Source organism: Shigella dysenteriae (genome assembly GCF_022354085.1).
Lineage (GTDB): Bacteria > Pseudomonadota > Gammaproteobacteria > Enterobacterales > Enterobacteriaceae > Escherichia > Escherichia coli.
Genome location: NZ_CP055055.1, coordinates 4,662,941 through 4,687,012, shown reverse-complemented (window position 1 = coordinate 4,687,012; position 24,072 = coordinate 4,662,941). Strand labels below are relative to the sequence as shown.

The following is a 24,072-nucleotide window of genomic DNA, read 5'->3' as shown; positions in this document are numbered from 1 at the left end:
GCTAGCTAACTGCTACGCCCCAGGGCAATTGCGTTTTCTTCAGATGCGACGCTACTTGCTACCAGCGCCATTGAATACGCTTTTGACGCATTGGCGCTGTCGCCAAGAGCAATACTCATAATCTCAGTAGCTTTAGCTGCGTTGCCCAGCGCAGTGGCTTTCTCGCCTGCCGCACTACTGCTTCTTCCCACTGCAATGGCATTCAGACCAGCAGCATTGGATTTATCCCCTTGCGCGATCGAATAATCACCACCCGAATTCGCATATCGCCCAAGTGCCATCGAATATTGACCCACTGAACTTGACGATGCGCCCATAGCGATACTTCGTTGACCGGTTGAGACGGCATTAACCCCGAATGCCATTGAAGCCGGACCAATTGCATGGGTCATGGCGCCAATAGCGGAACTCCATGTTCCTTCAGCGAAAGCTTTATAACCCACTGCAGTACTGGCACCATTACCATCGGTAAAAGCATTTGCCTGTGATTCCTGGCCTATAGCAACCCAGCCAGATCCTGTGCCAACAGGTGTACCAGGTTCATTACCTGTTGCCAGTGCCTCAAACGACGACAACAACCCACCCGCAACCACGGCAGAAATTAACAGCTTACTGCGCCCGGATTTCTTGCCACGGCTTTTTGCCGTTTCGCTGGTAACAGTATAATTCCCTGTCGCAGGGTTCCAGATAACTTTAAATATTTTGTTCATTAATGATGTTCTCTATTCCTTGATATAAGCGCAGAAGCTGCATTTATTTTTTGCTTCTTTTCTGCCGATTTTCAGCAGAGGGAAGGTTGTCAAACTGAATATTCTCCATATTGATGGCTAACTTCAGATATCCCAGGTTATTCGGCGATACACCCTTCAGTGTCAAATTAATGTCTTGCCATTGACCTGGTAATAATTTCAATGTGGATTTCATTGATGTGTTGAAAAGTAATTGTTGCCACCGGGCAAACTCTTTGGCATCGACAGGTTTTTCACCACCCCATGTCGCATTAAAACCAATGTTTGAGATTGGTATACTTAATAAGTTGACCAGTGAAATATGAATAACACTGCCATTCTCTGTTGCGTCAATGGATAACACTCGGCCCGCTAAAGCCACCGAACCATTGTTCAGGATGAAATACTTCGTTTTTGCCGGATTAAACTCGGTAAAAATAAAAGTGTTTTGTTGATCTTTAACGGATTTAATTACGTGAGTTAAAGTCTTTGTACTGGTTATTATGCCAGTTTGTTGTTTTTGAATAGTTTCCAGTTGACTCTTTAGCTGTGCTTGTTGTTTTTCAATTAGCTCAATTTTATTGTTATGTTCTTCTTGTTGTTTCAGTAAACTACTTTCTGGCTTGCCTTCTTCAATGTAGTCACATCCCGTTAATGTGCAGAGAACTGAAACAGTGGCAGCACTGAAAAAAATTTTCTTCAAGTTCATGTAAAAATCCTTATTGCCTCCGACCAGCGATCAATGCCGGTAGAGTTGTCCATTGTATTATTGGTGATCTATGTTGCTTTACATTAATGACAGTGATGGGTGTCGATTAAATATTGTTTTAAGCATTCATCATAAAAATGTATCATTCGTTTCAAAAGATGTCTGTGTTTGTATGAATATATTATTTTTGTGGATTCTAAGGATGATTATTAATAAATGTAAAACATGGAAGAAACCATATCTGGAAAAATTTTTACGGATAGTTGATTTTATGAATATGATGATTAAAATTTCACAATTAAATCCGAAAAAAGAGACGTAAATGCTTGTTAATTAACAAATGATAACTTCTATATATTTTTATTGTTTATAGGTTGCTATTTCGGGTGATGCTGCCAACTTACTGATTTAGTGTATGATGGTGTTTTTGAGGTGCTCCAGTGGCTTCTGTTTCTATCAGCTGTCCCTCCTGTTCAGCTACTGACGGGGTGGTGCGTAACGGCAAAAGCACCGCCGGACATCAGCGCTATCTCTGCTCTCACTGCCGTAAAACATGGCAACTGCAGTTCACTTACACCGCTTCTCAACCCGGTACGCACCAGAAAATCATTGATATGGCCATGAATGGCGTTGGATGCCGGGCAACCGCCCGCATTATGGGCGTTGGCCTCAACACGATTTTCCGCCATTTAAAAAACTCAGGCCGCAGTCGGTAACCTCGCGCATACAGCCGGGCAGTGACGTCATCGTCTGCGCGGAAATGGACGAACAGTGGGGATACGTCGGGGCTAAATCGCGCCAGCGCTGGCTGTTTTACGCGTATGACAGGCTCCGGAAGACGGTTGTTGCGCACGTATTCGGTGAACGCACTATGGCGACGCTGGGGCGTCTTATGAGCCTGCTGTCACCCTTTGACGTGGTGATATGGATGACGGATGGCTGGCCGCTGTATGAATCCCGCCTGAAGGGAAAGCTGCACGTAATCAGCAAGCGATATACGCAGCGAATTGAGCGGCATAACCTGAATCTGAGGCAGCACCTGGCACGGCTGGGACGGAAGTCGCTGTCGTTCTCAAAATCGGTGGAGCTGCATGACAAAGTCATCGGGCATTATCTGAACATAAAACACTATCAATAAGTTGGAGTCATTACCCTATTTCGGTAAAAATATATTTTCAGAATATCAACCAGCGGTAAATTGATGTAGAGGGAGTGGATTGTTCAGTAATTAGGCGAGCAGACAGGGGAGTCCCCGCATTGACCAGCTAACGCAAGCCAGATGCGGGTTGATACGATCGTACCAATCGTCTGAGGGGCTTAAAACGCAGTCTTAGAGAATCCAGTCATCTCTTCCAGGCCCATTTCGCGGCCCAGCGCGGTCATTGGGTGAACAACCACCAGTCCGCGAACACTTTTCTTCAGCTTGCCCATATCAGCCTGCTCTTTTTTGGTAATTGCGCGCTGAAACGGCATCTTCATCAGCTTCTGTGCTTCTTTACTCAGTTTCTGGCTGTGAACTTCACGCAGGCGGGCAATTTCTGCTTCCAGCGTGGCTTTCTCTTTTTCCAGCTCGGCATATTTGTCTGCGGCATCAACCAGCGACAGATCGGCCTGCTGGTGGCGGATGGCGTCCAGACGATCGCTGAGACGTTTGATTTCGTTTTTTTCGACTTCTTTCATGTGATGGCTTCTGATAAAGATAAATTTATAGCCCCTAGTATGCGCGACCAGGTGCTTTGTTCACAACTGATGACATTGCAATAGTTCCGCAACGTAATCATTAATATGCTTAAAAACTACGCAATTTATTGATTAATTAAGAAATCTATAGAAAAAAGATAATAAACAGAAGCGGATGATTATTGAGGATTCAGCACGTTTTCCTTAATGTCATCTTTACCGGGAACCTAAACTAAAATTGGCGGCCGCGCATTCCCGGCGCGGGGTAATACGGAGATATCATCATGGGCAAATTAGGTGAAAACGTTCCGCTTCTTATCGATAAAGCCGTAGATTTCATGGCATCAAGCCAGGCGTTCCGGGAGTATCTGAAAAAACTTCCTCCCCGTAACGCGATTCCGTCCGGAATACCCGATGAAAGCGTGCCGTTATATCTACAACGTCTGGAGTATTATCGTCGGCTTTATCGGCCGAAGCAGGTAGAGGGGCAGTAAGCAGACGTTGCTTACTTTTGAAAGGCTTTTTTTAAGCTGATTTTGGAAATCAGCTCTGTCAGTGAAAGGACCATTGTTGATCGCACAGCCTGTTGATAGCGCTGAATTTGCATTGCATACAAACTGGAGTCTGCTGGTTCAAACTGTGGCGGCGGTGGTAACGCCGCCACGCAGTGCAGTTCACCAAAGGGGCCAAGGATTTCGTCGTCGGTAAAGGCGTACTCGTTGCCGTCGTGATTTAGTTCTTCACGCAATGCCATCAGCAGCTCCGCATCTTCGTATTCCTGGCGGTTAATGACGCCCAACCCGTAAATGAGTTTTAAACGCACAGAAAGATCGCCCAGCGGACCATCGCCGTCGAGTAACGGTTCTACAGCATATTTCACCGCGTAATCGTCTTTGCGGAATACCTGAAGCACCAGAAGATTTACCGCCTCGGTCAGGAGCTCGACGGCGGTGATCAGAAAGCTTCGCACGGTTTTGCCAGCATTCAGACGCTCAAGCACACGGTTTTCAAAGGCCTGGGTTTGTTCCATTGTTGCCTGCATATCTGACAATCTGTTATTCGGGCGCAGGGTGTCCTGCGCCTGGTCCACCATTATTGCATTGCTTTATAAGCGGTTACCGCCTCAGATACAACCTCGCTGTTGGCATCAAGACCGGAAATCTGTGCCAGCGCCGCCTGCGGACCTTTGTCAGCGATCAGTGCTGCCAGTTCCTGAGCCTGCGGATCATCTTCACTGCGGAAGTGCATTGCAGCGGCAATACCTTCAATCAGGTTTTTATGTGGCAGACCATATTCCAGCGTACCGAGCAGTGGCTTGATCAGACGGTCGCCTGCGCTCAGTTTACGCAGCGGCTGACGGCCTACGCGCTCTACATCATCTTTCAGATACGGGTTCTCAAAACGGCCGAGAATTTTCTGGATGTACGCCGCATGCTTGTCAGCGTCAAAGCCGTAACGCTTGATCAGTACCGCGCCACTTTCTTCCATCGCACCTTTTACCACCGCGCGGATTTTCTCGTCGAGAATAGCGTCACGAATGGTCTGATGACCGGCCAGTTTTCCGAGGTACGCGGTTATAGCATGACCCGTGTTCAGGGTGAAGAGTTTACGTTCGACAAATGCCATCAGGTTGTCGGTTAACTCCATGCCTGGGATGTTCGGCAGTGCACCTTTGAACTGCGTTTTATCGACAATCCATTCGCTGAAGGTTTCTACCGTCACTTCCAGCGGATCGTTAGTTGCCGAAGCCGAAGGCGGTACGATGCGGTCAACGGCGGAATCGACAAAGCCAACGTGTTCTTCTACCCACGCGTTGGCGTCTTCCGGCAGGGCGTTCATCACATGGCCTTTCAGCTGCGTGGTACCGCGTACCATGTTTTCACAGGCGATGATGTTCAGCGGGGATTCATTACCTTGTTCTTTACGTTTCACCAGCCCTTTGGCGATAGCCGGAGCAATACGTTCCAGCACTACCGGGCCAACGGCGGTAGTGACTAAATCAACCTGAGCAATGAGATCAACGACATCATCACCAATGCTGCTGACAGCATTGACGCCGGAAACGGTATCTACCTGCTCGGTTTCACCTACCACATGAACCTGATAGCTATGACGGGCATTCAGGGCATCAAGTACCACCTGATTGACATCGGCAAACGTCAGTTGTATACCCGCGTCTGCCAGCAGTTTACCGATAAAGCCACGACCGATATTACCTGCGCCAAAATGTAATGCTTTCATAGTATTAACCTTCATCAATGTTTTTACCCGAGAGGGCTGGGGTGAGGCTTTTCCCTCACCCAAACCCTCTCCGTGAGGAGAGGGGCAGCGCCGGATGCGGCGTAAGCGCCTTATCCGGCCTACAAGAACGTGCAAATTCAACAAATCGTGATGCATCCTGTAGGCCTGATAAGCGTAGCGCATCAGGCAATTAACCCCACCTTCTCCATGTGGAGAGGGTGGGATTGGATTACTTACGACCTGCCAGCAGTTCTAGCACTTCATCCACGCTGGTGGTGTGTGCCAGACGCTCGATGACGGACTCATCATCCAGTGCATTGGTCAGGCTGGTGATAACCTGAATGTGCTCGTTGTTGCGGGCAGCAATACCAATCACCAGACGGGCAATGTCATCATCTTCTTCACCGAAGCGCACGCCTTCCGGGTACTGGCAGAACACGACACCCGTTTTCAGTACGCGATCCTTCGCTTCAACCGTACCGTGTGGCACCGCGATAGACTCACCCAGATAAGTCGGGGTCAGTTTTTCACGATCCAGCATCGCTTGAACGTATTCCGGCTCAACGTAACCGCCTTTCACCAGCTGCTCGCCAGCAAAACGAATCGCTTCTTCTTTGGTTGCTGCTTTGCGACCGAGGAAGATGTTCTCCGCGCCCAGTTTGAACAGGTTAGCACTGGAATCGTCAAAGCTGTCTTTCAGACTGTCTTTCACTTTCACTTCGTTTTCAGTATGGCGCTGGGCAGCAACCAGACGTTCAGTCAGGCTGGTGTACAGGCCACTGTCGAGGAAGTTGGTCAGCGAAATATGCTGTGCCTGCGGAACCTGGCGCATAGCGCGTTCGGTCAGATCACGGTGAGTGATGACCAGGTCCACATCCGGTGGCAGGTTGTTGATCGCGCTGTTAGTAACAGAAATCTGCGACAGACCTGCATCCTGAATTTTCTTACGCAGCACGCCTGCGCCCATCGCACTTGAACCCATACCGGCGTCACAGGCAACGATGATTTTACGTACGTGGCTCAGGTCGTTAGTCACATCGCCCGCAGACAGCGGAGATGCACCTTTAGACTCAGCTTTCATGTCCTGCATACGACGAGTTGCTGCTTCAATATCATCTTCTTCTTTCACTTTGCTGGTTTTCAGCAAAATAGCAGAGACAACAAAGGAGACAGCCATCGCCGCACACACACCCGCGATGTTAGCGAAATAAGCACCTTTTGGTGTCATCGCCAGTACAGCAAGGATAGAACCCGGAGATGCCGGAGAAACCAGACCACCGCCCAGGATAGTCAGCGTGAACACGCCAGTCATACCGCCGAGGATAACGGCCAGGATCAGACGCGGATTCATCAACACATACGGGAAGTAAATTTCGTGGATACCACCCAGGAAGTGGATAATTGCCGCACCGCCCGCAGACTGTTTAGCGCTACCACGACCAAAGAACATGTACGCCAGCAGCACGCCCATACCCGGACCTGGGTTAGCTTCAATCAGGAAGAATATGGATTTACCCAGTTCATGGGACTGCTGAATACCCAGCGGCGAGAAGATACCGTGGTTAATGGCGTTGTTGAGGAACAGGATTTTCGCCGGTTCAACAAAGATAGACGCCAGCGGCAGCATGTCATGGACAACCATGAAGTTAACGCCCGCAGCCAGCATTTTGGACAGGGCTTCAACAATCGGGCCAATGCCGAGAAATGCCAGAATGGCGAGGATCATCCCGATGATGCCTGCGGAGAAGTTATTCACCAGCATCTCAAAACCGGATTTGATCTTACCGTCTACCCAGCGGTCGAAGTGCTTAATGCACCAGCCGCCCAGTGGACCTGCAATCATAGAACCGAGGAACATCGGCATGTCTGCGCCGACGATAACGCCCATGGTGGTGATGGCACCGACTACGCCGCCACGTTCGCCGCCTACCAGCTTACCACCGGTATAACCGATCAGCAGCGGCAGGAGATAAGTGATCATCGGCCCGACCAGCTTCGCCAGCGTCTCGTTCGGTAACCACCCTGTTGGAATAAATAACGCGGTGATGATACCCCACGCGATAAACGCGCCGATATTTGGCATCACCATGTTGCTGAGGAAACGACCAAAGCTTTGCACTTTGATCTTAATATCGGATGACATAAAAACACCCCTTCTTATGTTTGCTGTCGCGCAGGCTGGAAGCCCGAGGTTTTTTGTTAATGTGGCGGCAGAGGTAGCCGGACCTTGTAGATACTGCGAAATCTGGCACTGAATCGGTTAACTGTCCAGTCGACGGCCTTTTGTGTGATATCAATCACATAAATATAGGGGGTAGAGAGGTAATTGACGTGACGTTCATCACAAAACGCTTGTGTAAAAAAGCAACAAGGCGGCGATTTTCGCTAAAAATGGCATTTAAATGTGAGTAGTGTCACATTTTTGTTTTGATGGTTTGTTGAATCTTTGTGATCTGAATCACAAGATATTTTCTTACGGCGTTCACCTGATGTGATCTACAGCATGTTATGCCTTCGTCATACAATCGTTATGTAACTAAGCAACTCATCACCTCTAAAAATTATTCTTTGGTGTTATGGCGAGAATCGCGAACCCGGATTATTGTCAAAATATCAGCCTGACTCCCTTCTGGCTGCCAGCCAAAAAACAACACTGATAAACGTGAATCCGAGGCAAATATGTTTCTAAACTATTTCGCGTTGGGAGTGCTGATCTTCGTCTTTCTGGTGATTTTTTATGGAATCATCGCGATACATGACATCCCTTATTTGATTGCCAAAAAGCGCAACCATCCCCATGCCGACGCTATTCATACGGCGGGCTGGGTGAGCCTGTTTACTCTGCATGTTATCTGGCCGTTTCTGTGGATCTGGGCGACGCTCTATCAACCGGAGCGCGGCTGGGGCATGCAGTCACATGTTGCGTCGCAGGAGAAAGTGACTGACCCGGAAATCGCCGCACTTTCTGACCGAATTTCCAGGCTGGAGCACCAACTCGCCGCCGAGAAAAAGACTGATTATTCCACGTTCCCGGAGATCTAATTATGGATCTATTGATTGTTTTAACTTACGTGGCGCTGGCGTGGGCGGTCTTTAAAATCTTCCGCATTCCGGTGAATCAGTGGACGCTGGCGACGGCGGCGCTGGGAGGCGTGTTTCTGGTGAGTGGTTTGATTTTGTTGATGAACTACAACCACCCTTACACTTTTACCGCGCAAAAGGCAGTGATAGCGATCCCCATCACGCCACAGGTGACGGGAATTGTTACTGAAGTCACTGACAAGAATAATCAGCTTATTCAAAAGGGCGAGGTGCTTTTTAAGCTCGACCCGGTTCGTTACCAGGCGCGAGTTGACAGACTTCAGGCTGACCTGATGACGGCGACGCATAATATAAAGACGCTGCGCGCGCAGCTCACTGAAGCGCAGGCCAACACCACCCAGGTTTCAGCGGAACGCGACCGTCTGTTTAAAAATTATCAACGTTACCTGAAAGGCAGCCAGGCGGCGGTGAATCCGTTCTCGGAACGTGACATCGACGATGCGCGGCAAAATTTCCTCGCGCAGGATGCGTTAGTGAAAGGCTCGGTGGCGGAGCAGGCGCAGATCCAGAGTCAGCTCGACAGTATGGTCAACGGCGAGCAATCGCAGATTGTGAGCTTAAGAGCGCAACTTACTGAAGCAAAATATAATCTTGAGCAGACTGTCATTCGCGCACCAAGCAATGGCTACGTCACTCAGGTACTGATCCGCCCAGGCACATACGCCGCTGCCTTGCCGTTGCGTCCGGTGATGGTTTTCATCCCCGAGCAAAAACGGCAAATTGTCGCCCAATTTCGGCAAAACTCGCTGTTACGTCTGAAACCTGGTGATGATGCGGAAGTGGTGTTTAACGCGCTACCTGGGCAGGTGTTCCACGGCAAACTGACCAGTATTTTACCTGTCGTGCCAGGCGGTTCTTATCAGGCGCAGGGGGTATTGCAATCATTAACGGTTGTGCCCGGCACGGACGGTGTGCTGGGAACCATTGAACTGGACCCTAACGATGATATCGATGCCTTACCCGACGGCATTTACGCCCAGGTGGCAGTTTACTCCGACCATTTCAGCCATGTTTCGGTGATGCGAAAAGTGCTGCTAAGAATGACCAGCTGGATGCATTATCTTTATTTGGATCATTGAGACTTATATCACCTGTGTTTTGCGTGAGCCTGAGCCATACTGATATTTTTCCTCGCACAAAGGACTCGGCATGAAACTCGTCGGTAGCTACACCAGCCCGTTTGTACGCAAACTTTCTATTCTGTTGTTAGAAAAGGGCATAACTTTCGAATTTATTAATGAGCTGCCCTATAACGCGGACAACGGCGTGGCGCAATTTAACCCGTTAGGAAAAGTGCCGGTGCTGGTGACCGAAGAGGGCGAATGCTGGTTTGATTCGCCGATCATCGCTGAATATATTGAATTAATGAATGTCGCTCCGGCGATGTTGCCGCGCGATCCGCTGGAGTCGTTGCGGGTGCGCAAAATTGAGGCACTGGCGGATGGCATTATGGATGCCGGGCTGGTATCGGTGCGTGAACAGGCGCGTCCAGCGGCGCAGCAGTCTGAAGATGAATTGTTACGCCAGCGGGAGAAAATCAACCGCAGTCTGGATGTGCTGGAAGGATATCTGGTCGATGGCACACTCAAAACCGATACGGTCAATCTGGCGACTATCGCCATTGCCTGTGCCGTCGGATATCTCAATTTCCGCCGCGTTGCGCCAGGCTGGTGTGTCGACCGCCCACACTTAGTCAAACTGGTCGAAAACCTGTTTAGCCGCGAAAGTTTTGCTCGCACCGAACCGCCAAAGGCTTGATGCGCGATATGTCCTCCTGACCCATCTCACGTTACAATCCGTGGTTATGTTAAACGCCCTTCTCCGTGTGAGAGGGCCTTGATCAGCCAGGTTTCCTATGACAACCGAAACGCGTTCTCTCTATAGTCAACTTCCGGCTATTGATCGCTTATTGCGCGATAGCTCCTTCCTTTCTTTGCGTGATACTTATGGTCACACCCGCGTGGTGGAATTGTTGCGTCAGATGCTCGACGAAGCGCGAGAAGTGATTCGTGACAGCCAGACGCTTCCCACGTGGTGTGAAAACTGGGCGCAAGAAGTCGATGCCCGGTTGACGAAAGAGGCGCAGAGCGCGCTGCGTCCGGTGATCAACCTGACGGGAACCGTGCTGCATACCAACCTTGGGCGAGCTTTACAGGCGGAAGCCGCGGTGGAAGCCGTTGCGCAGGCTATGCGTTCGCCAGTGACCCTCGAGTACGATCTGGACGACGCCGGGCGCGGACATCGCGATCGGGCGCTGGCGCAGCTGCTGTGCCGCATTACCGGCGCGGAAGATGCCTGTATCGTTAATAACAATGCGGCGGCGGTGTTATTGATGTTGGCGGCCACTGCCAGCGGGAAAGAGGTGGTGGTTTCTCGCGGCGAACTGGTGGAGATTGGCGGCGCGTTTCGTATTCCCGATGTTATGCGTCAGGCAGTCTGCACCCTACACGAAGTAGGGACCACCAACCGCACGCACGCGAATGATTATCGTCAGGCGGTGAATGAAAATACCGCACTGTTGATGAAAGTACATACCAGTAACTACAGCATTCAGGGGTTCACCAAAGCGATAGACGAAGCTGAACTGGTGGCGCTCGGCAAAGAGCTGGATGTTCCCGTAGTGACTGATTTAGGCAGTGGCTCGCTGGTCGATCTTAGCCAGTACGGTTTGCCGAAAGAGCCAATGCCGCAGGAGTTGATTGCGGCGGGCGTCAGTCTGGTGAGCTTCTCCGGCGACAAGTTGTTAGGCGGGCCGCAGGCAGGGATTATCGTTGGTAAAAAAGAGATGATCGCCCGCCTGCAAAGCCACCCGCTGAAGCGTGCATTACGCGCGGATAAAATGACCCTTGCGGCGCTGGAAGCCACGTTGCGTCTTTATTTACACCCTGAAGCTCTGAGTGAAAAATTACCGACCCTGCGCCTGCTTACCCGCAGCGCAGAGGTCATTCAAATCCAGGCACAACGTTTACAGGCTCCCCTTGCCGCACATTACGGCGCGGAGTTTGCGGTACAGGTTATGCCATGTCTTTCGCAGATTGGCAGTGGTTCGCTGCCGGTTGATCGCCTGCCGAGCGCGGCATTAACGTTTACACCCCATGATGGACGCGGTAGCCACCTTGAGTCATTAGCCGCCCGCTGGCGTGAATTGCCAGTGCCGGTGATTGGTCGTATTTATGACGGACGATTGTGGCTGGATTTACGCTGCCTTGAAGATGAGCAACGGTTTTTGGAGATGTTGTTGAAATGATTATTGCGACTGCCGGACACGTTGACCACGGCAAAACAACCTTATTGCAGGCGATTACTGGCGTAAATGCCGATCGTCTGCCGGAAGAAAAAAAGCGCGGCATGACTATCGATCTCGGCTATGCCTACTGGCCGCAGCCGGATGGTCGCGTGCCTGGTTTTATCGACGTACCCGGTCATGAGAAGTTTCTTTCCAACATGCTGGCGGGCGTTGGTGGTATCGATCACGCGCTGTTGGTGGTGGCGTGCGATGACGGCGTGATGGCACAGACCCGTGAGCATCTGGCGATTTTGCAGCTGACTGGTAACCCGATGCTGACAGTGGCGCTGACCAAAGCCGATCGCGTGGACGAAGCGCGTGTTGATGAGGTTGAACGCCAGGTAAAGGAGGTGCTGCGGGAATACGGTTTTGCTGAGGCAAAACTGTTTATCACCGCAGCAACCGAAGGTCGGGGAATTGATGCCCTGCGCGAGCATCTGCTTCAGTTACCAGAACGTGAACACGCCAGCCAACATAGTTTCCGCCTCGCGATCGACCGCGCATTTACCGTAAAAGGTGCCGGGCTGGTCGTCACCGGTACGGCGTTAAGCGGGGAAGTGAAGGTAGGCGATTCACTATGGCTAACTGGTGTAAATAAACCGATGCGTGTACGTGCGCTGCATGCACAAAACCAGCCAACAGAAACCGCCCATGCCGGGCAGCGTATCGCGCTTAACATCGCGGGTGATGCGGAAAAAGAGCAGATTAACCGTGGCGACTGGCTGCTTGCCGATGTGCCGCCAGAGCCGTTCACGCGGGTGATTGTCGAGCTTCAAACCCATACGCCGCTGACCCAGTGGCAGCCGCTGCATATTCACCACGCCGCCAGCCACGTTACGGGACGCGTTTCGCTGCTGGAAGATAACCTTGCCGAGCTGGTGTTCGACACGCCGCTGTGGCTGGCGGATAACGATCGCTTAGTGTTGCGCGATATCTCGGCCCGCAATACGCTGGCGGGGGCGCGTGTGGTGATGCTTAACCCGCCGCGTCGCGGTAAACGTAAGCCGGAATATCTGCAATGGCTGGCGTCTCTTGCACGGGCGCAGAGCGATGCCGATGCGTTATCTGTTCATCTGGAACGCGGAGCGGTTAACCTTGCGGATTTCGCCTGGGCGCGCCAGCTCAACGGCGAAGGGATGCGCGAACTGCTGCAACAGCCTGGCTATATTCAGGCTGGTTATAGCTTGTTGAATGCGCCGGTTGCCGCCCGCTGGCAGCGGAAAATTCTCGACACATTAGCGACTTATCATGAGCAACATCGTGATGAACCTGGTCCTGGGCGCGAACGTCTGCGACGTATGGCGTTGCCAATGGAAGATGAAGCGCTGGTACTGTTGCTGATTGAAAAGATGCGCGAAAGCGGCGACATCCTCAGTCATCACGGTTGGCTGCATCTGCCGGATCACAAAGCGGGCTTCAGCGAAGAGCAGCAGGCCATCTGGCAAAAAGCAGAGCCGCTGTTTGGTGACGAGCCGTGGTGGGTGCGTGACCTGGCAAAAGAGACGGGAACCGACGAGCAGGCAATGCGTCTGACGCTACGCCAGGCGGCCCAACAGGGGATAATTACCGCGATCGTCAAAGATCGTTATTACCGTAACGATCGGATTGTCGAGTTTGCCAATATGATCCGCGATCTCGATCAGGAATGTGGTTCAACCTGCGCGGCGGATTTCCGCGATCGCTTAGGGGTTGGGCGAAAACTGGCGATTCAAATCCTGGAATATTTTGACCGCATTGGCTTTACGCGTCGTCGTGGAAATGATCATTTATTGCGCGACGCATTATTATTTCCGGAAAAATAAGGAAATGATTAATTAAGTTTTAAAATAAATTAATACAAAATTCTTATGATTTTAAAAAAAGCACATTGTTTAATGAATACAATGTGCTTTTTATTAGATTAATTTTGCTAAACAATAATACTGATCATATTTTCGAATGAAAATCCTCAGTAAGCTGCCCGCCCTTTTTTACACTTTCAGGAGTGTGTTATGGCAGCTTCAACCTTTTTTATTCCTTCTGTGAATGTCATCGGCGCTGATTCATTGGCTGATGCAATGAATATGATGGCAGAATATGGGTTTCGCCGTACATTGATTGTCACTGACAGTATGTTAACGAAATTAGGTATGGCGGGCGATGTGCAAAAAGCACTGGAAGAACGCAATATTTTTAGCATTATTTATGATGGCACCCAACCTAACCCAACCACGGAAAACGTCGCCGCAGGTTTGAAATTACTTAAAGAAAATAATTGCGATAGCGTGATCTCCTTAGGCGGTGGTTCTCCGCATGACTGTGCAAAAGGTATTGCGCTGGTGGCAGCCAATGGTGGTGATATCCGTGATTATGAAGGCGTTGACCGCTCTGCAAAACCGCAGCTGCCGATGATCGCCATCAATACCACGGCGGGTACGGCCTCTGAAATGACCCGTTTCTGCATCATCACTGACGAAGCGCGTCATATCAAAATGGCGATTGTTGATAAACATGTCACTCCGCTGCTTTCTGTCAATGACTCCTCTCTGATGATTGGTATGCCGAAGTCACTGACCGCCGCAACGGGTATGGATGCCTTAACGCACGCTATCGAAGCGTATGTTTCTATTGCCGCCACGCCGATCACTGACGCTTGTGCACTGAAAGCCGTGACCATGATTGCCGAAAACCTGCCGTTAGCCGTTGAAGATGGCAGTAATGCGAAAGCGCGTGAAGCAATGGCTTATGCCCAGTTCCTTGCCGGTATGGCGTTCAATAATGCTTCTCTTGGTTATGTTCATGCGATGGCGCACCAGCTGGGCGGTTTCTACAACCTGCCACACGGTGTATGTAACGCCGTTCTGCTGCCGCATGTTCAGGTATTCAACAGCAAAGTCGCCGCTGCACGTCTGCGTGACTGTGCCGCTGCAATGGGCGTGAACGTGACAGGTAAAAACGACGCGGAAGGTGCTGAAGCCTGCATTAACGCCATCCGTGAACTGGCGAAGAAAGTGGATATCCCGGCAGGCCTACGCGACCTGAACGTGAAAGAAGAAGATTTCGCGGTACTGGCGACTAATGCCCTGAAAGATGCCTGTGGCTTTACTAACCCGATCCAGGCAACTCACGAAGAAATTGTGGCGATTTATCGCGCCGCAATGTAATCATCATTCCCACAACGGCTGGCAAATTGTCAGCCGCTTTTTCAACTATCTCAAAACTTGCTTTTTTTGAGATAGTTTCTCTTTCCTGCTATACACTATCTCAATATTGCGCTTTTTTGAGATAAGCACATGGCTATCAAATCACCTCCCGGACTTATTCCTTTATCACACTTATCGGGTGAGGAACTCCTGGCCCACCTGCGCTTTAACCGGGTTACCGATGAAAAAGGACGTTATCTGCCTTTTGATGAGTTGCAGTACCGCATCAAAAAAGGAGAAAACGTCGATGTGGCGTGGACGCTTACCCGTCTGGCGCGCAACGCGGCGATCCAACGAATTAATTATTGCAATGAAGCGGGTGAACAGGCCGGATTCAACATTACCCCGGTGATTGCAGAAGCGTGCGAGCTTGTCGACAAACGTGCTACCGCGCTGGCGCTGAAAGATCAGACTGAACGGTTACGCGGGGCCGGAGCCGAGTTAAGCCAGTTACGCCTGGAAGAGCCGATCACCAGCTCCCAGCTGGAAGGTGCGAATACTACAACGCTGGTGGCGAGAAAAATGCTGGAAACAGGACGGTCGCCACGCACTGAAGACGAGCATATGATTGCGGGAAATGCCCGGCTGATGGCGGAAATTCCGCACTTACTCGCAGAACCGCTGACACCTGCGCTTATTCGCCAGTTACATGCCATTGGTATGGGTGGAATCAATGACGCGAAATATCGTCCGGGAGAATTTCGTGAAACAGATGATGTTGTGATCGCCGACTATGATGGCAATATAGTGCATCAACCGCCCGCTGCGGCATTGTTACCGGAACGGCTGGAAAAAGTTTGCCAGTGGTTAAACAGCCATGAAGGGTATATTCATCCGTTGGTCCGTGCCTGCATTCTGCATTTTATGCTGGCCCATGAACATCCGTTTCGGGATGGCAACGGGCGCACTAGCCGGGCGCTGTTTTACTGGTATATGCTGAAATCGGGCTACGATGTCTTTAAATATATTTCCATCAGCCGTTTGCTTCATGCTGCACCGGTCAAATATGCCGCCAGCTACCAGTACACTGAATCAGATGGTATGGATCTGACTTATTTCCTTGAATATCAGGCGGGTGTCATTAAACGTGCTCTGCAAAACTGGCAGCAGCATATCGATGAAATTACACAACGAAGCGCAAAACTCGATAGTGTGCTGTTTAGCTCTGGTGTGCTTAAACGCCTGAATCCGCGCCAGGTAACGCTCCTGAATGTGATGCTCGCCAATCCGGGGAAAGAGTACACAGTTGCTGAAATTAGCGCGAGCCTGGGCGTCTCTGATAATACGGCTCGAGCTGATTTACGGACAATTGTTAAAGAAGGGTTTGCGCAAGAGAAGAAAATTAATGACCAGCAAGCCGTGTACTTCGCGCATTATCCGCTGTAACCCTTGCCCGTAAATTCGTGATAGCCGTCGTAAAGCTGTTACCGACTGGCGAAGATTTCGCCAGCCACGTCTACCCTTGTTATACCTCACACCGCAAGGAGACGATCATGACCAATAATCCCCCTTCAGCACAGATTAAGCCCGGCGAGTATGGTTTCCCCATCAAGTTAAAAGCCCGCTACGACAACTTTATTGGCGGCGAATGGGTAGCCCCTGCCGATGGTGAGTATTACCAGAACCTGACGCCGGTGACCGGGCAGCTGCTGTGCGAAGTGGCGTCTTCGGGCAAACGAGACATCGATCTGGCGCTGGATGCTGCGCACAAAGTGAAAGATAAATGGGCGCACACCTCGGTGCAGGATCGCGCGGCGATTCTGTTTAAGATTGCCGATCGAATGGAACAAAACCTCGAGCTGTTAGCGACAGCTGAAACCTGGGATAACGGCAAACCCATTCGCGAAACCAGTGCTGCGGATGTACCGCTGGCGATTGACCATTTCCGCTATTTCGCCTCGTGTATTCGGGCGCAGGAAGGTGGGATCAGTGAAGTTGATAGCGAAACCGTGGCCTATCATTTCCATGAACCGTTAGGCGTGGTGGGGCAGATTATCCCGTGGAACTTCCCGCTGCTGATGGCGAGCTGGAAAATGGCTCCCGCGCTGGCGGCGGGCAACTGTGTGGTGCTGAAACCCGCACGTCTTACCCCGCTTTCTGTACTGCTGCTAATGGAAATCGTCGGTGATTTACTGCCGCCGGGCGTGGTGAACGTGGTCAATGGCGCTGGTGGGGAAATTGGCGAATATCTGGCGACCTCGAAACGCATCGCCAAAGTGGCGTTTACCGGCTCAACGGAAGTGGGCCAACAAATTATGCAATACGCCACGCAAAACATTATTCCGGTGACGCTGGAGCTGGGCGGTAAGTCGCCAAATATCTTCTTTGCTGATGTGATGGATGAAGAAGATGCCTTTTTCGATAAAGCGCTGGAAGGCTTTGCACTGTTTGCCTTTAACCAGGGCGAAGTTTGCACCTGTCCGAGTCGTGCCTTAGTGCAGGAGTCAATCTACGAACGCTTTATGGAACGCGCCATCCGCCGTGTCGAAAGCATTCGCAGCGGTAACCCGCTCGACAGCGTGACGCAAATGGGTGCGCAGGTTTCTCACGGGCAACTGGAAACCATCCTCAACTACATTGATATCGGTAAAAAAGAGGGCGCAGACGTGCTCACCGGCGGGCGGCGCAAGCTGCTGGAAGGCGAACTGAAAGACGGCTACTACCTTGAACCGACGATTCTGTTTGGTCAGAACAATATGCGGGTGTTCCAGGAAGAGATTTTTGGCCCGGTGCTGGCGGTGACCACCTTCAAAACGATGGAAGAAGCGCTGGAGCTGGCGAACGATACGCAATATGGCCTGGGCGCGGGCGTCTGGAGCCGCAACGGTAATCTTGCCTATAAGATGGGGCGCGGCATACAGGCAGGGCGCGTGTGGACCAACTGTTATCACGCTTACCCGGCACATGCGGCGTTTGGCGGCTACAAACAATCAGGCATTGGACGCGAAACCCACAAGATGATGCTTGAGCATTACCAGCAAACCAAGTGCCTGCTGGTGAGCTACTCGGATAAACCGTTGGGGCTGTTCTGATGTAAGAAGCTGGTCGCATCGGGGATTAATTGCCTGATGCGACGCTTACGCGTCTTATCATGCCTACGGGGACCTGACCGTAGGCCGGATAAGGCGTACACGCCGCATCCGGCATAAACAAAGCGCACGTTGTTACAATTTACGTTTTAAACCTACGTGTGCAATAACCCAGACTACGCCAACAGAAGTGCGTTTCTGGGGCGTGTTTTGCCAGGAGTTTAATCTCGCGTTTCGATGGTGAGCGGGCGAACCCGGCCATAAATCACCATTGGCGTTCCGAGGCCAATCAGCAATAAACGGTAGATAATTGAAGGTTTAATACGCTTAATCTGCATTGTGGATGTTTTACTGAAGTTATTCATTAGTTTGGCTGATAGTTCCATTATTTCAATATGATAAGACTCGACCTGTTAAAAAGCCACGCAGCACACTTCAGAAAGTATATAAAAAACAATATGTCGTTATATAAATAAGGAAATTGCATTGCATCATGGCATTTCATAATATGCGTTAATTGTTCTTTTTTATATTCTCTGAGGGAAATATGTTCCTGGACTATTTTGCACTGGGAGTGCTTATTTTTGTATTTCTGGTGATATTCTATGGGATTATTATTTTACATGATATTCCCTACCTGATTGCTAAAAAACGTAATCATCCTCATGCCGACGCCATTCATGTTGCTGGTTGGGTGAGTCTTTTTACGCTGCATGTTATCTGGCCATTTTTGTGGATTTGGGCCACGCTTTACCGCCCGGAGCGGGGATGGGGAATGCAAAGCCATGATTCATCCGTTATGCAACTGCAACAGCGCATTGCCGGGCTGGAGAAACAGCTCGCCGACATCAAATCCTCTTCTGCCGAGTAATACTTATGGATTTACTGATTATTTTGACCTATGTGGCTTTTGCATGGGCAATGTTTAAGATCTTCAAAATTCCCGTAAATAAATGGACCATTCCCACAGCGGCCCTGGGTGGAATATTTATTGTCAGCGGTCTAATTCTGTTAATGAACTATAACCATCCGTATACCTTTAAAGCGCAAAAAGCGGTTATTTCTATTCCTGTTGTCCCACAGGTGACTGGTGTGGTGATTGAAGTGACGGATAAGAAAAATACGCTGATTAAAAAAGGTGAAGTGCTATTTCGACTGGACCCGACGCGTTATCAGGCGCGGGTGGATCGGCTGATGGCGGATATCGTTACCGCAGAACATAAACAGCGGGCGTTGGGCGCAGAGTTAGATGAGATGGTGGCGAATACTCAGCAGGCAAAGGCCACGCGGGATAAATTCGCTAAAGAGTATCAGCGTTACGCACGCGGCAGCCAGGCGAAAGTAAACCCGTTTTCAGAACGCGATATCGATGTGGCGCGGCAAAATTATCTGGCGCAGGAAGCCTCCGTAAAGTCATCGGCAGCGGAACAAAAACAGATCCAGAGCCAGCTGGATAGCCTGGTGTTGGGTGAACATTCTCAAATCGCCAGCCTGAAAGCGCAGCTCGCGGAAGCAAAATATAACCTTGAGCAGACGATAGTGCGTGCGCCGAGCGATGGTTATGTGACTCAGGTCCTGATTCGTCCGGGTACCTATGCCGCGTCGCTGCCGCTACGTCCGGTGATGGTGTTTATACCCGATCAGAAACGACAAATCGTGGCGCAGTTCCGTCAGAACTCCTTGCTGCGACTGGCTCCTGGCGACGATGCGGAAGTGGTGTTTAATGCTCTGCCAGGTAAGGTATTCAGCGGTAAGCTGGCAGCCATAAGTCCAGCCGTTCCCGGCGGAGCTTATCAGTCGACCGGCACCTTACAGACGTTAAACACAGCGCCGGGTTCAGATGGCGTTATCGCGACCATTGAACTGGATGAGCACACTGATTTGAGCGCTTTACCAGACGGTATTTACGCCCAGGTGGCGGTTTACTCTGATCATTTCAGCCATGTCTCGGTGATGCGCAAAGTGTTATTACGCATGACCAGCTGGGTGCATTACCTTTATCTCGATCATTAATCTTCGCTTTCCGCCGCTTGTTCAGGCCGCAGTTGCTGCGACTGAGCAAGCTGGTGGCGAATTTCACGCAGCATTTCATCCAGCACATACTGGACCCGCCAGGGCTGGTATTCCCGTTTACGGAAGATAGCCACCAGATCCAGCCACCATTCATACGGGTGCTGAAAGCAGGGCACCAGCGTGCCGTCTTGCAGATCGCTCTGCACACTTTTGTCTGGCGCAAACACAATCCCCAGGTGATTTCGTGCCAGCTCCAGCGCCGATTGCGTGTTATCGCAAACGTAATTTCCCTTCACGCGATAATCCCGCACCTCTTTACTCCCAGCGACGTTGAAGCGCCAGATATTCGCGTCGTCGATCATCATCGAGTCGATCAAAATACAGGAGTGATGTTCGAGTTCGTCAGGACGGCTAATAGGATGTTTCTCAAGATAGCGCTGGCTGGCATAAGCGGTTACGGCATATTGTGTAATAAAACTGGCAACCAGCGATTCATCTTTTGGTGGAGCGTAGCTGATTAAAACATCACAATCATGGTGATGCTGCCAACTTACTGATTTAGTGTATGATGGTGTTTTTGAGGTGCTCCAGTGGCTTCTGTTTCTATCAGCTGTCCCTCCTGTTCAGCTACTGACGGGGTGGTGCGTAACGGCAAAAGCACCGCCGGACATCAGCGCTATCTCTGCTCTCACTGCCGTAAAACATGGCAACTGCAGTTCACTTACACCGCTTCTCAACCCGGTACGCACCAGAAAATCATTGATATGGCCATGAATGGCGTTGGATGCCGGGCAACCGCCCGCATTATGGGCGTTGGCCTCAACACGATTTTCCGCCATTTAAAAAACTCAGGCCGCAGTCGGTAACCTCGCGCATACAGCCGGGCAGTGACGTCATCGTCTGCGCGGAAATGGACGAACAGTGGGGATACGTCGGGGCTAAATCGCGCCAGCGCTGGCTGTTTTACGCGTATGACAGGCTCCGGAAGACGGTTGTTGCGCACGTATTCGGTGAACGCACTATGGCGACGCTGGGGCGTCTTATGAGCCTGCTGTCACCCTTTGACGTGGTGATATGGATGACGGATGGCTGGCCGCTGTATGAATCCCGCCTGAAGGGAAAGCTGCACGTAATCAGCAAGCGATATACGCAGCGAATTGAGCGGCATAACCTGAATCTGAGGCAGCACCTGGCACGGCTGGGACGGAAGTCGCTGTCGTTCTCAAAATCGGTGGAGCTGCATGACAAAGTCATCGGGCATTATCTGAACATAAAACACTATCAATAAGTTGGAGTCATTACCAGCGCAACTGCTTCTGAATTATCCATTGGTGCTGGTGCGGCTTATAATGAATCGCCTTATCGCGGTTATAATGAAAATACAAAGGCAATTCCGCTGATTAGCTATGAAGGTGATACTTTTTATGTTCGTCAGACCACGTTAGGTTTTATTCTGTCGCAAAGTGAAAAAAATGAACTTAGCCTGACCGCATCCTGGATGCCGCTGGAATTTGACCCTACCGATAATGACGATTATGCCATGCAACAGCTTGATAAGCGTGATAGTACGGCTATGGCGGGGGTTGCCTGGTATCACCACGAGCGTTGGGGAACCGTGAAAGCCTCTGCAGCTGCGGACGTTCTGGATAACAGCAACGGCTGGGTGGGGGAGCTATCGGTATTCCACAAAATGCAGATAGGTCGTCTGTCGCTGACACCTGCGCTGGGCGTTCTCTATTATGACGAGAATTTCAGTGACTATTACTATGGCATTTCAGAGAGTGAGTCCCGTCGTAGCGGTCTGGCAAGTTATTCCGCGCAGGATGCCTGGGTGCCCTATGTCAGCCTGACGGCAAAATACCCGATAGGAGAGCACGTCGTATTGATGGCGAGCGCAGGATACAGCGAGCTGCCGGAAGAGATTACCGACAGCCCGATGATTGATCGTAATGAGAGTTTTACCTTTGTCACCGGCGTGAGCTGGCGTTTTTAATTCACCGGTGGATATCGGTGCGGCTGGCCTACGCTGTCGCACCGACTTGTATGCCTGATAAGACGTGTTAAGCGTCGCATCAGGCAATGTGCTTCTTACGTTGGATGCGGCGCGAGTGCCTTATCCAACCTACGGATGGCAATGCTTTTCCTCATTCACCCAGATCCGCATTTCGCCTTCACCCCGGTTGGCCCAGCTAAACCACGGGATAAAGGTCAGAGTTTGCGTCTGGCGTTTGGCTGGCGCGCTGTCGTAATGCCACAGCGGTTGCTGCTCTGGATTGCTCTGTTCATACCGGTAACCCGGTGCCTGGATTAAGATCTTATGGCTAAACAATCCCTTGCCTTCAAATGTCGTAAATGGCGCATCGGTGGGCAGCCACAGATTATGCAGTGACTCGCCGTTGTCGGCCTGTTCCAGGCAATACACCAGCGGGCCGCGCTGAATCGCCACTTTTCCGGCGACGTGACGCACCAGCGGGTTACCGTAAACGCGGCGTACCGGCATCGGCAAAGTCAGATTCAGCGTATCGCCCTCCTGCCATTCGCGGGTAATGTGCAAATACCCTTTACGAATATCCTGCTCGACCTCTTCCCCATTCAATATGATCTGCGGCTGTGTGCACCAGTCCGGCAGACGTAAAGCCAGCGTATGACGTACCGGCTGGGGCGATTCGACCACAATCGTCACCTGCTCCTGCCACGGATAGTTCCCGCTAACCCGCAGGCGCAGCGTGCCATTTTCTACCGGCACTTCCATGCTGTTTCCTGCGTAGATGTTGATATACAACGCATCTTCACGCGGCGTGTAGAGATAATGACCAATCGAGGTCAGCACGCGGGCGATATTTGGCGGACAACAAGCGCAGCCAAACCAACGCTGGCGGATCGGTTTAACGTGATCGTAGATATGGTTGAATTTCAGCGATTTTGGATGTACTTCCAGCGGATTCACATAGAAGAAATGTTTGCCATCCAGCGCCATGCCGCCGAGCACGGTGTTGTACAGTGCGCGCTCCATCACATCGGCATATTGACTGTCGCCTTCCATTTCCAGCATTCGTCGGGCAAACATCATCAGGCCGATGGAGGCGCAACTTTCAGCGTATACCGTGTCATTCGGCAGATCGTAATCGCTAGTGAACGCTTCGCCGCTGCTTTGCGAGCCAATGCCGCCGGTAATATATAACTGACGCTGGGCCATATTGTTCCACAGCCGCAGGCAGTCCTGACGCTTGCTGTCATCGTGACTTAAACGCGCGAGATGCGCGACACCGGTCATCAGATAGACAAAACGTACCGCGTGACCGATGGCGGTTTGCTGTTGCGCAAGGGGCAAATGTGCCTGGCTGTAGGCTTTATCTTTCACCATCCACGCCGGGCCGTAGGTGTGCCAGTGCGATGTCTGCCCGCGCTTTTCATATTCCTGGTCGTAATAGTGCGGTTGCGCACCACGCTGTTCGACAAAATAGTTCGTCAGCGCCAGGTAGCGCGGCTCTTCAGTCACTTCATACAGGCGCATTAGTGCCAGTTCAATTTCCGGGTGACCAGGATAACCGTGTAACTTACTTTCATCTGGACCAAATACGCTGTCGATATGATCGGCCAGGCGGCAAACGACCCCCAGCAAGCGCCGTTTTCCCGTGGCCTGGAAGAAGGCGACTCCGGCTTCAATCAGATGACCTGCGCAGTAAAGTTCATGACACTCCGCCAGATTGCTCCAGCGTTCTTCGGGTGCTTTTACCGTAAAGTAAGTATTGAGATAGCCGTCTTCGCATTGGGCGGAGGCGATCAGTTCGATTACCTCGTCGGCGGTTTTTTCCAGTTCGGCGTCCGGCTTCTGGCACAGCGACCAGGCTACCGCTTCCAGCCATTTGGCGACGTCGCTGTCCTGAAACACCATCCCGTAAAATTCACCCTCCTGAAGTCCGGCGGCAATGCGAAAGTTTTCAATCGCATGGCTGGGTTCCGCTTCTGGGATACGATCGTTCAAGGCATCCCACTGATAAGGAATCACCACGTCGCGGACCAGTTGTTGGTACTGACCGAGGAACGGATCGCTGACCGTCAGTTTATGCAGATCGACTTCCGAAATGTTCATCTTGTGCTC

22 protein-coding genes and 1 pseudogene are annotated in these 24,072 nt (G+C 51.1%); 14 read left to right on the top strand and 9 right to left on the bottom strand.

Annotated elements, in window-relative coordinates:
• Positions 1–5: 5 nt before the first annotated feature.
• A complete protein-coding gene (locus tag HUZ68_RS25155) occupies positions 6–710 on the bottom strand; it encodes an ESPR-type extended signal peptide-containing protein (RefSeq protein WP_001308136.1) in 705 nt (234 codons plus the stop codon).
• A gap of 43 nt (positions 711–753) precedes the next feature.
• A complete protein-coding gene (locus HUZ68_RS22390) occupies positions 754–1,437 on the bottom strand; it encodes a SadB/YajI family lipoprotein (protein ID WP_033815109.1) in 684 nt (227 codons plus the stop codon).
• A gap of 440 nt (positions 1,438–1,877) precedes the next feature.
• Between HUZ68_RS22390 and HUZ68_RS22385 the strand changes: the two genes are divergently transcribed.
• A protein-coding gene (locus HUZ68_RS22385) for an IS1-like element IS1B family transposase (RefSeq protein WP_095033700.1) occupies positions 1,878–2,575 on the top strand; the annotation gives its coding sequence in 2 pieces (ribosomal slippage) (positions 1,878–2,127 and positions 2,127–2,575; 699 coding nt in all).
• A 179-nt stretch (positions 2,576–2,754) separates the two neighbouring features.
• Here the strand turns inward: HUZ68_RS22385 and HUZ68_RS22380 are convergent.
• On the bottom strand, positions 2,755–3,117 hold the full coding sequence (locus HUZ68_RS22380) for a YibL family ribosome-associated protein (protein WP_000665668.1): 363 nt from the start codon (positions 3,115–3,117) through the stop codon (positions 2,755–2,757).
• A gap of 284 nt (positions 3,118–3,401) precedes the next feature.
• On the opposite strand from HUZ68_RS22380, the gene yibT reads away from it, so the two are divergent.
• Positions 3,402–3,611, top strand: a complete 210-nt coding sequence (gene yibT, locus HUZ68_RS22375) for a protein YibT (protein ID WP_000517100.1) — start codon at positions 3,402–3,404, stop codon at positions 3,609–3,611.
• Positions 3,612–3,622: 11 nt separating this feature from the next.
• On the opposite strand, the gene mtlR is transcribed toward yibT, so the two are convergent.
• From mtlR to mtlA, 3 genes are all read right to left on the bottom strand, one after another.
• Positions 3,623–4,210: a mannitol operon repressor MtlR gene (gene mtlR / locus HUZ68_RS22370; protein ID WP_000228269.1), complete on the bottom strand. Its 588-nt coding sequence runs from the start codon at positions 4,208–4,210 to the stop codon at positions 3,623–3,625.
• Positions 4,210–5,358: a mannitol-1-phosphate 5-dehydrogenase gene (gene mtlD, locus HUZ68_RS22365; protein WP_000645434.1), complete on the bottom strand. Its 1,149-nt coding sequence runs from the start codon at positions 5,356–5,358 to the stop codon at positions 4,210–4,212. Before mtlD ends, mtlR begins: the two co-directional genes overlap by 1 nt.
• 229 nt (positions 5,359–5,587) lie before the next feature.
• A complete protein-coding gene (mtlA, locus tag HUZ68_RS22360; RefSeq protein WP_033815108.1) occupies positions 5,588–7,501 on the bottom strand; it encodes a PTS mannitol transporter subunit IICBA in 1,914 nt (637 codons plus the stop codon).
• 536 nt (positions 7,502–8,037) lie between these two features.
• On the opposite strand from mtlA, the gene HUZ68_RS22355 reads away from it, so the two are divergent.
• The 8 genes from HUZ68_RS22355 (at position 8,038) to aldB (ending at position 17,960) form a co-directional block, all read left to right on the top strand.
• Complete coding sequence (locus HUZ68_RS22355) at positions 8,038–8,400, top strand: DUF3302 domain-containing protein (protein ID WP_000479630.1); 363 nt, start codon at positions 8,038–8,040, stop codon at positions 8,398–8,400.
• Positions 8,401–8,402: 2 nt separating this feature from the next.
• Entirely contained in the window at positions 8,403–9,539 is a 1,137-nt protein-coding gene (locus HUZ68_RS22350) for an HlyD family secretion protein (RefSeq protein ID WP_000364939.1), read from the top strand.
• A gap of 70 nt (positions 9,540–9,609) precedes the next feature.
• The gene (locus HUZ68_RS22345) at positions 9,610–10,218 is read left to right on the top strand and encodes a glutathione S-transferase (protein WP_000779792.1); all 609 of its coding nucleotides are present in this window, start codon (positions 9,610–9,612) and stop codon (positions 10,216–10,218) included.
• Between the two features lie 97 nt (positions 10,219–10,315).
• Positions 10,316–11,707, top strand: coding sequence for an L-seryl-tRNA(Sec) selenium transferase (gene selA / locus HUZ68_RS22340; protein ID WP_033815107.1), 1,392 nt, complete (start codon positions 10,316–10,318; stop codon positions 11,705–11,707).
• Positions 11,704–13,548: a selenocysteine-specific translation elongation factor gene (gene selB / locus HUZ68_RS22335; protein WP_000582436.1), complete on the top strand. Its 1,845-nt coding sequence runs from the start codon at positions 11,704–11,706 to the stop codon at positions 13,546–13,548. The genes selA and selB overlap by 4 nt, the downstream gene beginning before the upstream one ends.
• A 189-nt stretch (positions 13,549–13,737) precedes the next feature.
• Positions 13,738–14,889 (top strand): L-threonine dehydrogenase, encoded by a 1,152-nt coding sequence (yiaY, locus tag HUZ68_RS22330; RefSeq protein WP_000741486.1) that lies wholly within the window; start codon positions 13,738–13,740, stop codon positions 14,887–14,889.
• A 129-nt stretch (positions 14,890–15,018) separates the two neighbouring features.
• Positions 15,019–16,314 carry a Fic family protein gene (locus HUZ68_RS22325; protein ID WP_000985736.1) on the top strand — a complete coding sequence of 432 codons (1,296 nt, stop codon included), beginning with the start codon at positions 15,019–15,021 and terminating at the stop codon, positions 16,312–16,314.
• A 107-nt stretch (positions 16,315–16,421) separates the two neighbouring features.
• Positions 16,422–17,960, top strand: coding sequence for an aldehyde dehydrogenase AldB (aldB, locus tag HUZ68_RS22320; RefSeq protein ID WP_001614076.1), 1,539 nt, complete (start codon positions 16,422–16,424; stop codon positions 17,958–17,960).
• 218 nt (positions 17,961–18,178) lie between these two features.
• On the opposite strand, the gene HUZ68_RS22315 is transcribed toward aldB, so the two are convergent.
• The gene (locus HUZ68_RS22315; RefSeq protein ID WP_033815106.1) at positions 18,179–18,322 is read right to left on the bottom strand and encodes a hypothetical protein; all 144 of its coding nucleotides are present in this window, start codon (positions 18,320–18,322) and stop codon (positions 18,179–18,181) included.
• Positions 18,323–18,504: 182 nt separating this feature from the next.
• On the opposite strand from HUZ68_RS22315, the gene HUZ68_RS22310 reads away from it, so the two are divergent.
• Entirely contained in the window at positions 18,505–18,828 is a 324-nt protein-coding gene (locus HUZ68_RS22310; protein ID WP_000478195.1) for a DUF3302 domain-containing protein, read from the top strand.
• 5 nt (positions 18,829–18,833) lie between these two features.
• Complete coding sequence (locus HUZ68_RS22305; RefSeq protein ID WP_000364890.1) at positions 18,834–19,970, top strand: HlyD family secretion protein; 1,137 nt, start codon at positions 18,834–18,836, stop codon at positions 19,968–19,970.
• On the opposite strand, the pseudogene HUZ68_RS22300 reads toward HUZ68_RS22305, so the two are convergent.
• Positions 19,967–20,503, bottom strand: a pseudogene (locus HUZ68_RS22300) (LysR substrate-binding domain-containing protein); the annotation flags it as partial. The gene HUZ68_RS22305 and the pseudogene HUZ68_RS22300 sit on opposite strands and share 4 nt — an antisense overlap.
• Positions 20,504–20,560: 57 nt before the next feature.
• On the opposite strand from HUZ68_RS22300, the gene HUZ68_RS22295 reads away from it, so the two are divergent.
• A protein-coding gene (locus tag HUZ68_RS22295) for an IS1-like element IS1B family transposase (protein ID WP_095033700.1) occupies positions 20,561–21,258 on the top strand; the annotation gives its coding sequence in 2 pieces (ribosomal slippage) (positions 20,561–20,810 and positions 20,810–21,258; 699 coding nt in all).
• Between the two features lie 9 nt (positions 21,259–21,267).
• Positions 21,268–21,963 carry a MipA/OmpV family protein gene (locus HUZ68_RS22290; protein WP_239594236.1) on the top strand — a complete coding sequence of 232 codons (696 nt, stop codon included), beginning with the start codon at positions 21,268–21,270 and terminating at the stop codon, positions 21,961–21,963.
• Between the two features lie 129 nt (positions 21,964–22,092).
• On the opposite strand, the gene HUZ68_RS22285 is transcribed toward HUZ68_RS22290, so the two are convergent.
• Positions 22,093–24,063, bottom strand: a complete 1,971-nt coding sequence (locus tag HUZ68_RS22285; RefSeq protein ID WP_033815105.1) for a glycoside hydrolase family 127 protein — start codon at positions 24,061–24,063, stop codon at positions 22,093–22,095.
• Between the last annotated feature and the right edge of the window lie 9 nt (positions 24,064–24,072).

What these genes read in the sequence shown, in the direction of transcription:
- HUZ68_RS22325 (WP_000985736.1), top strand. Translation starts at nt 15,019, where the DNA reads ATGGCTATCAAATCACCTCCCGGACTTATTCCTTTATCACACTTATCG.
- HUZ68_RS22305 (WP_000364890.1), top strand. Translation starts at nt 18,834, where the DNA reads ATGGATTTACTGATTATTTTGACCTATGTGGCTTTTGCATGGGCAATG.
- mtlA (WP_033815108.1), bottom strand. Translation starts at nt 7,501, where the DNA reads ATGTCATCCGATATTAAGATCAAAGTGCAAAGCTTTGGTCGTTTCCTC.
- HUZ68_RS25155 (WP_001308136.1), bottom strand. Translation starts at nt 710, where the DNA reads ATGAACAAAATATTTAAAGTTATCTGGAACCCTGCGACAGGGAATTAT.
- aldB (WP_001614076.1), top strand. Translation starts at nt 16,422, where the DNA reads ATGACCAATAATCCCCCTTCAGCACAGATTAAGCCCGGCGAGTATGGT.
- HUZ68_RS22315 (WP_033815106.1), bottom strand. Translation starts at nt 18,322, where the DNA reads ATGAATAACTTCAGTAAAACATCCACAATGCAGATTAAGCGTATTAAA.
- HUZ68_RS22285 (WP_033815105.1), bottom strand. Translation starts at nt 24,063, where the DNA reads ATGAACATTTCGGAAGTCGATCTGCATAAACTGACGGTCAGCGATCCG.
- mtlD (WP_000645434.1), bottom strand. Translation starts at nt 5,358, where the DNA reads ATGAAAGCATTACATTTTGGCGCAGGTAATATCGGTCGTGGCTTTATC.
- mtlR (WP_000228269.1), bottom strand. Translation starts at nt 4,210, where the DNA reads ATGGTGGACCAGGCGCAGGACACCCTGCGCCCGAATAACAGATTGTCA.
- selB (WP_000582436.1), top strand. Translation starts at nt 11,704, where the DNA reads ATGATTATTGCGACTGCCGGACACGTTGACCACGGCAAAACAACCTTA.
- HUZ68_RS22380 (WP_000665668.1), bottom strand. Translation starts at nt 3,117, where the DNA reads ATGAAAGAAGTCGAAAAAAACGAAATCAAACGTCTCAGCGATCGTCTG.
- HUZ68_RS22390 (WP_033815109.1), bottom strand. Translation starts at nt 1,437, where the DNA reads ATGAACTTGAAGAAAATTTTTTTCAGTGCTGCCACTGTTTCAGTTCTC.
- yibT (WP_000517100.1), top strand. Translation starts at nt 3,402, where the DNA reads ATGGGCAAATTAGGTGAAAACGTTCCGCTTCTTATCGATAAAGCCGTA.
- HUZ68_RS22345 (WP_000779792.1), top strand. Translation starts at nt 9,610, where the DNA reads ATGAAACTCGTCGGTAGCTACACCAGCCCGTTTGTACGCAAACTTTCT.
- HUZ68_RS22355 (WP_000479630.1), top strand. Translation starts at nt 8,038, where the DNA reads ATGTTTCTAAACTATTTCGCGTTGGGAGTGCTGATCTTCGTCTTTCTG.
- selA (WP_033815107.1), top strand. Translation starts at nt 10,316, where the DNA reads ATGACAACCGAAACGCGTTCTCTCTATAGTCAACTTCCGGCTATTGAT.
- yiaY (WP_000741486.1), top strand. Translation starts at nt 13,738, where the DNA reads ATGGCAGCTTCAACCTTTTTTATTCCTTCTGTGAATGTCATCGGCGCT.
- HUZ68_RS22310 (WP_000478195.1), top strand. Translation starts at nt 18,505, where the DNA reads ATGTTCCTGGACTATTTTGCACTGGGAGTGCTTATTTTTGTATTTCTG.
- HUZ68_RS22350 (WP_000364939.1), top strand. Translation starts at nt 8,403, where the DNA reads ATGGATCTATTGATTGTTTTAACTTACGTGGCGCTGGCGTGGGCGGTC.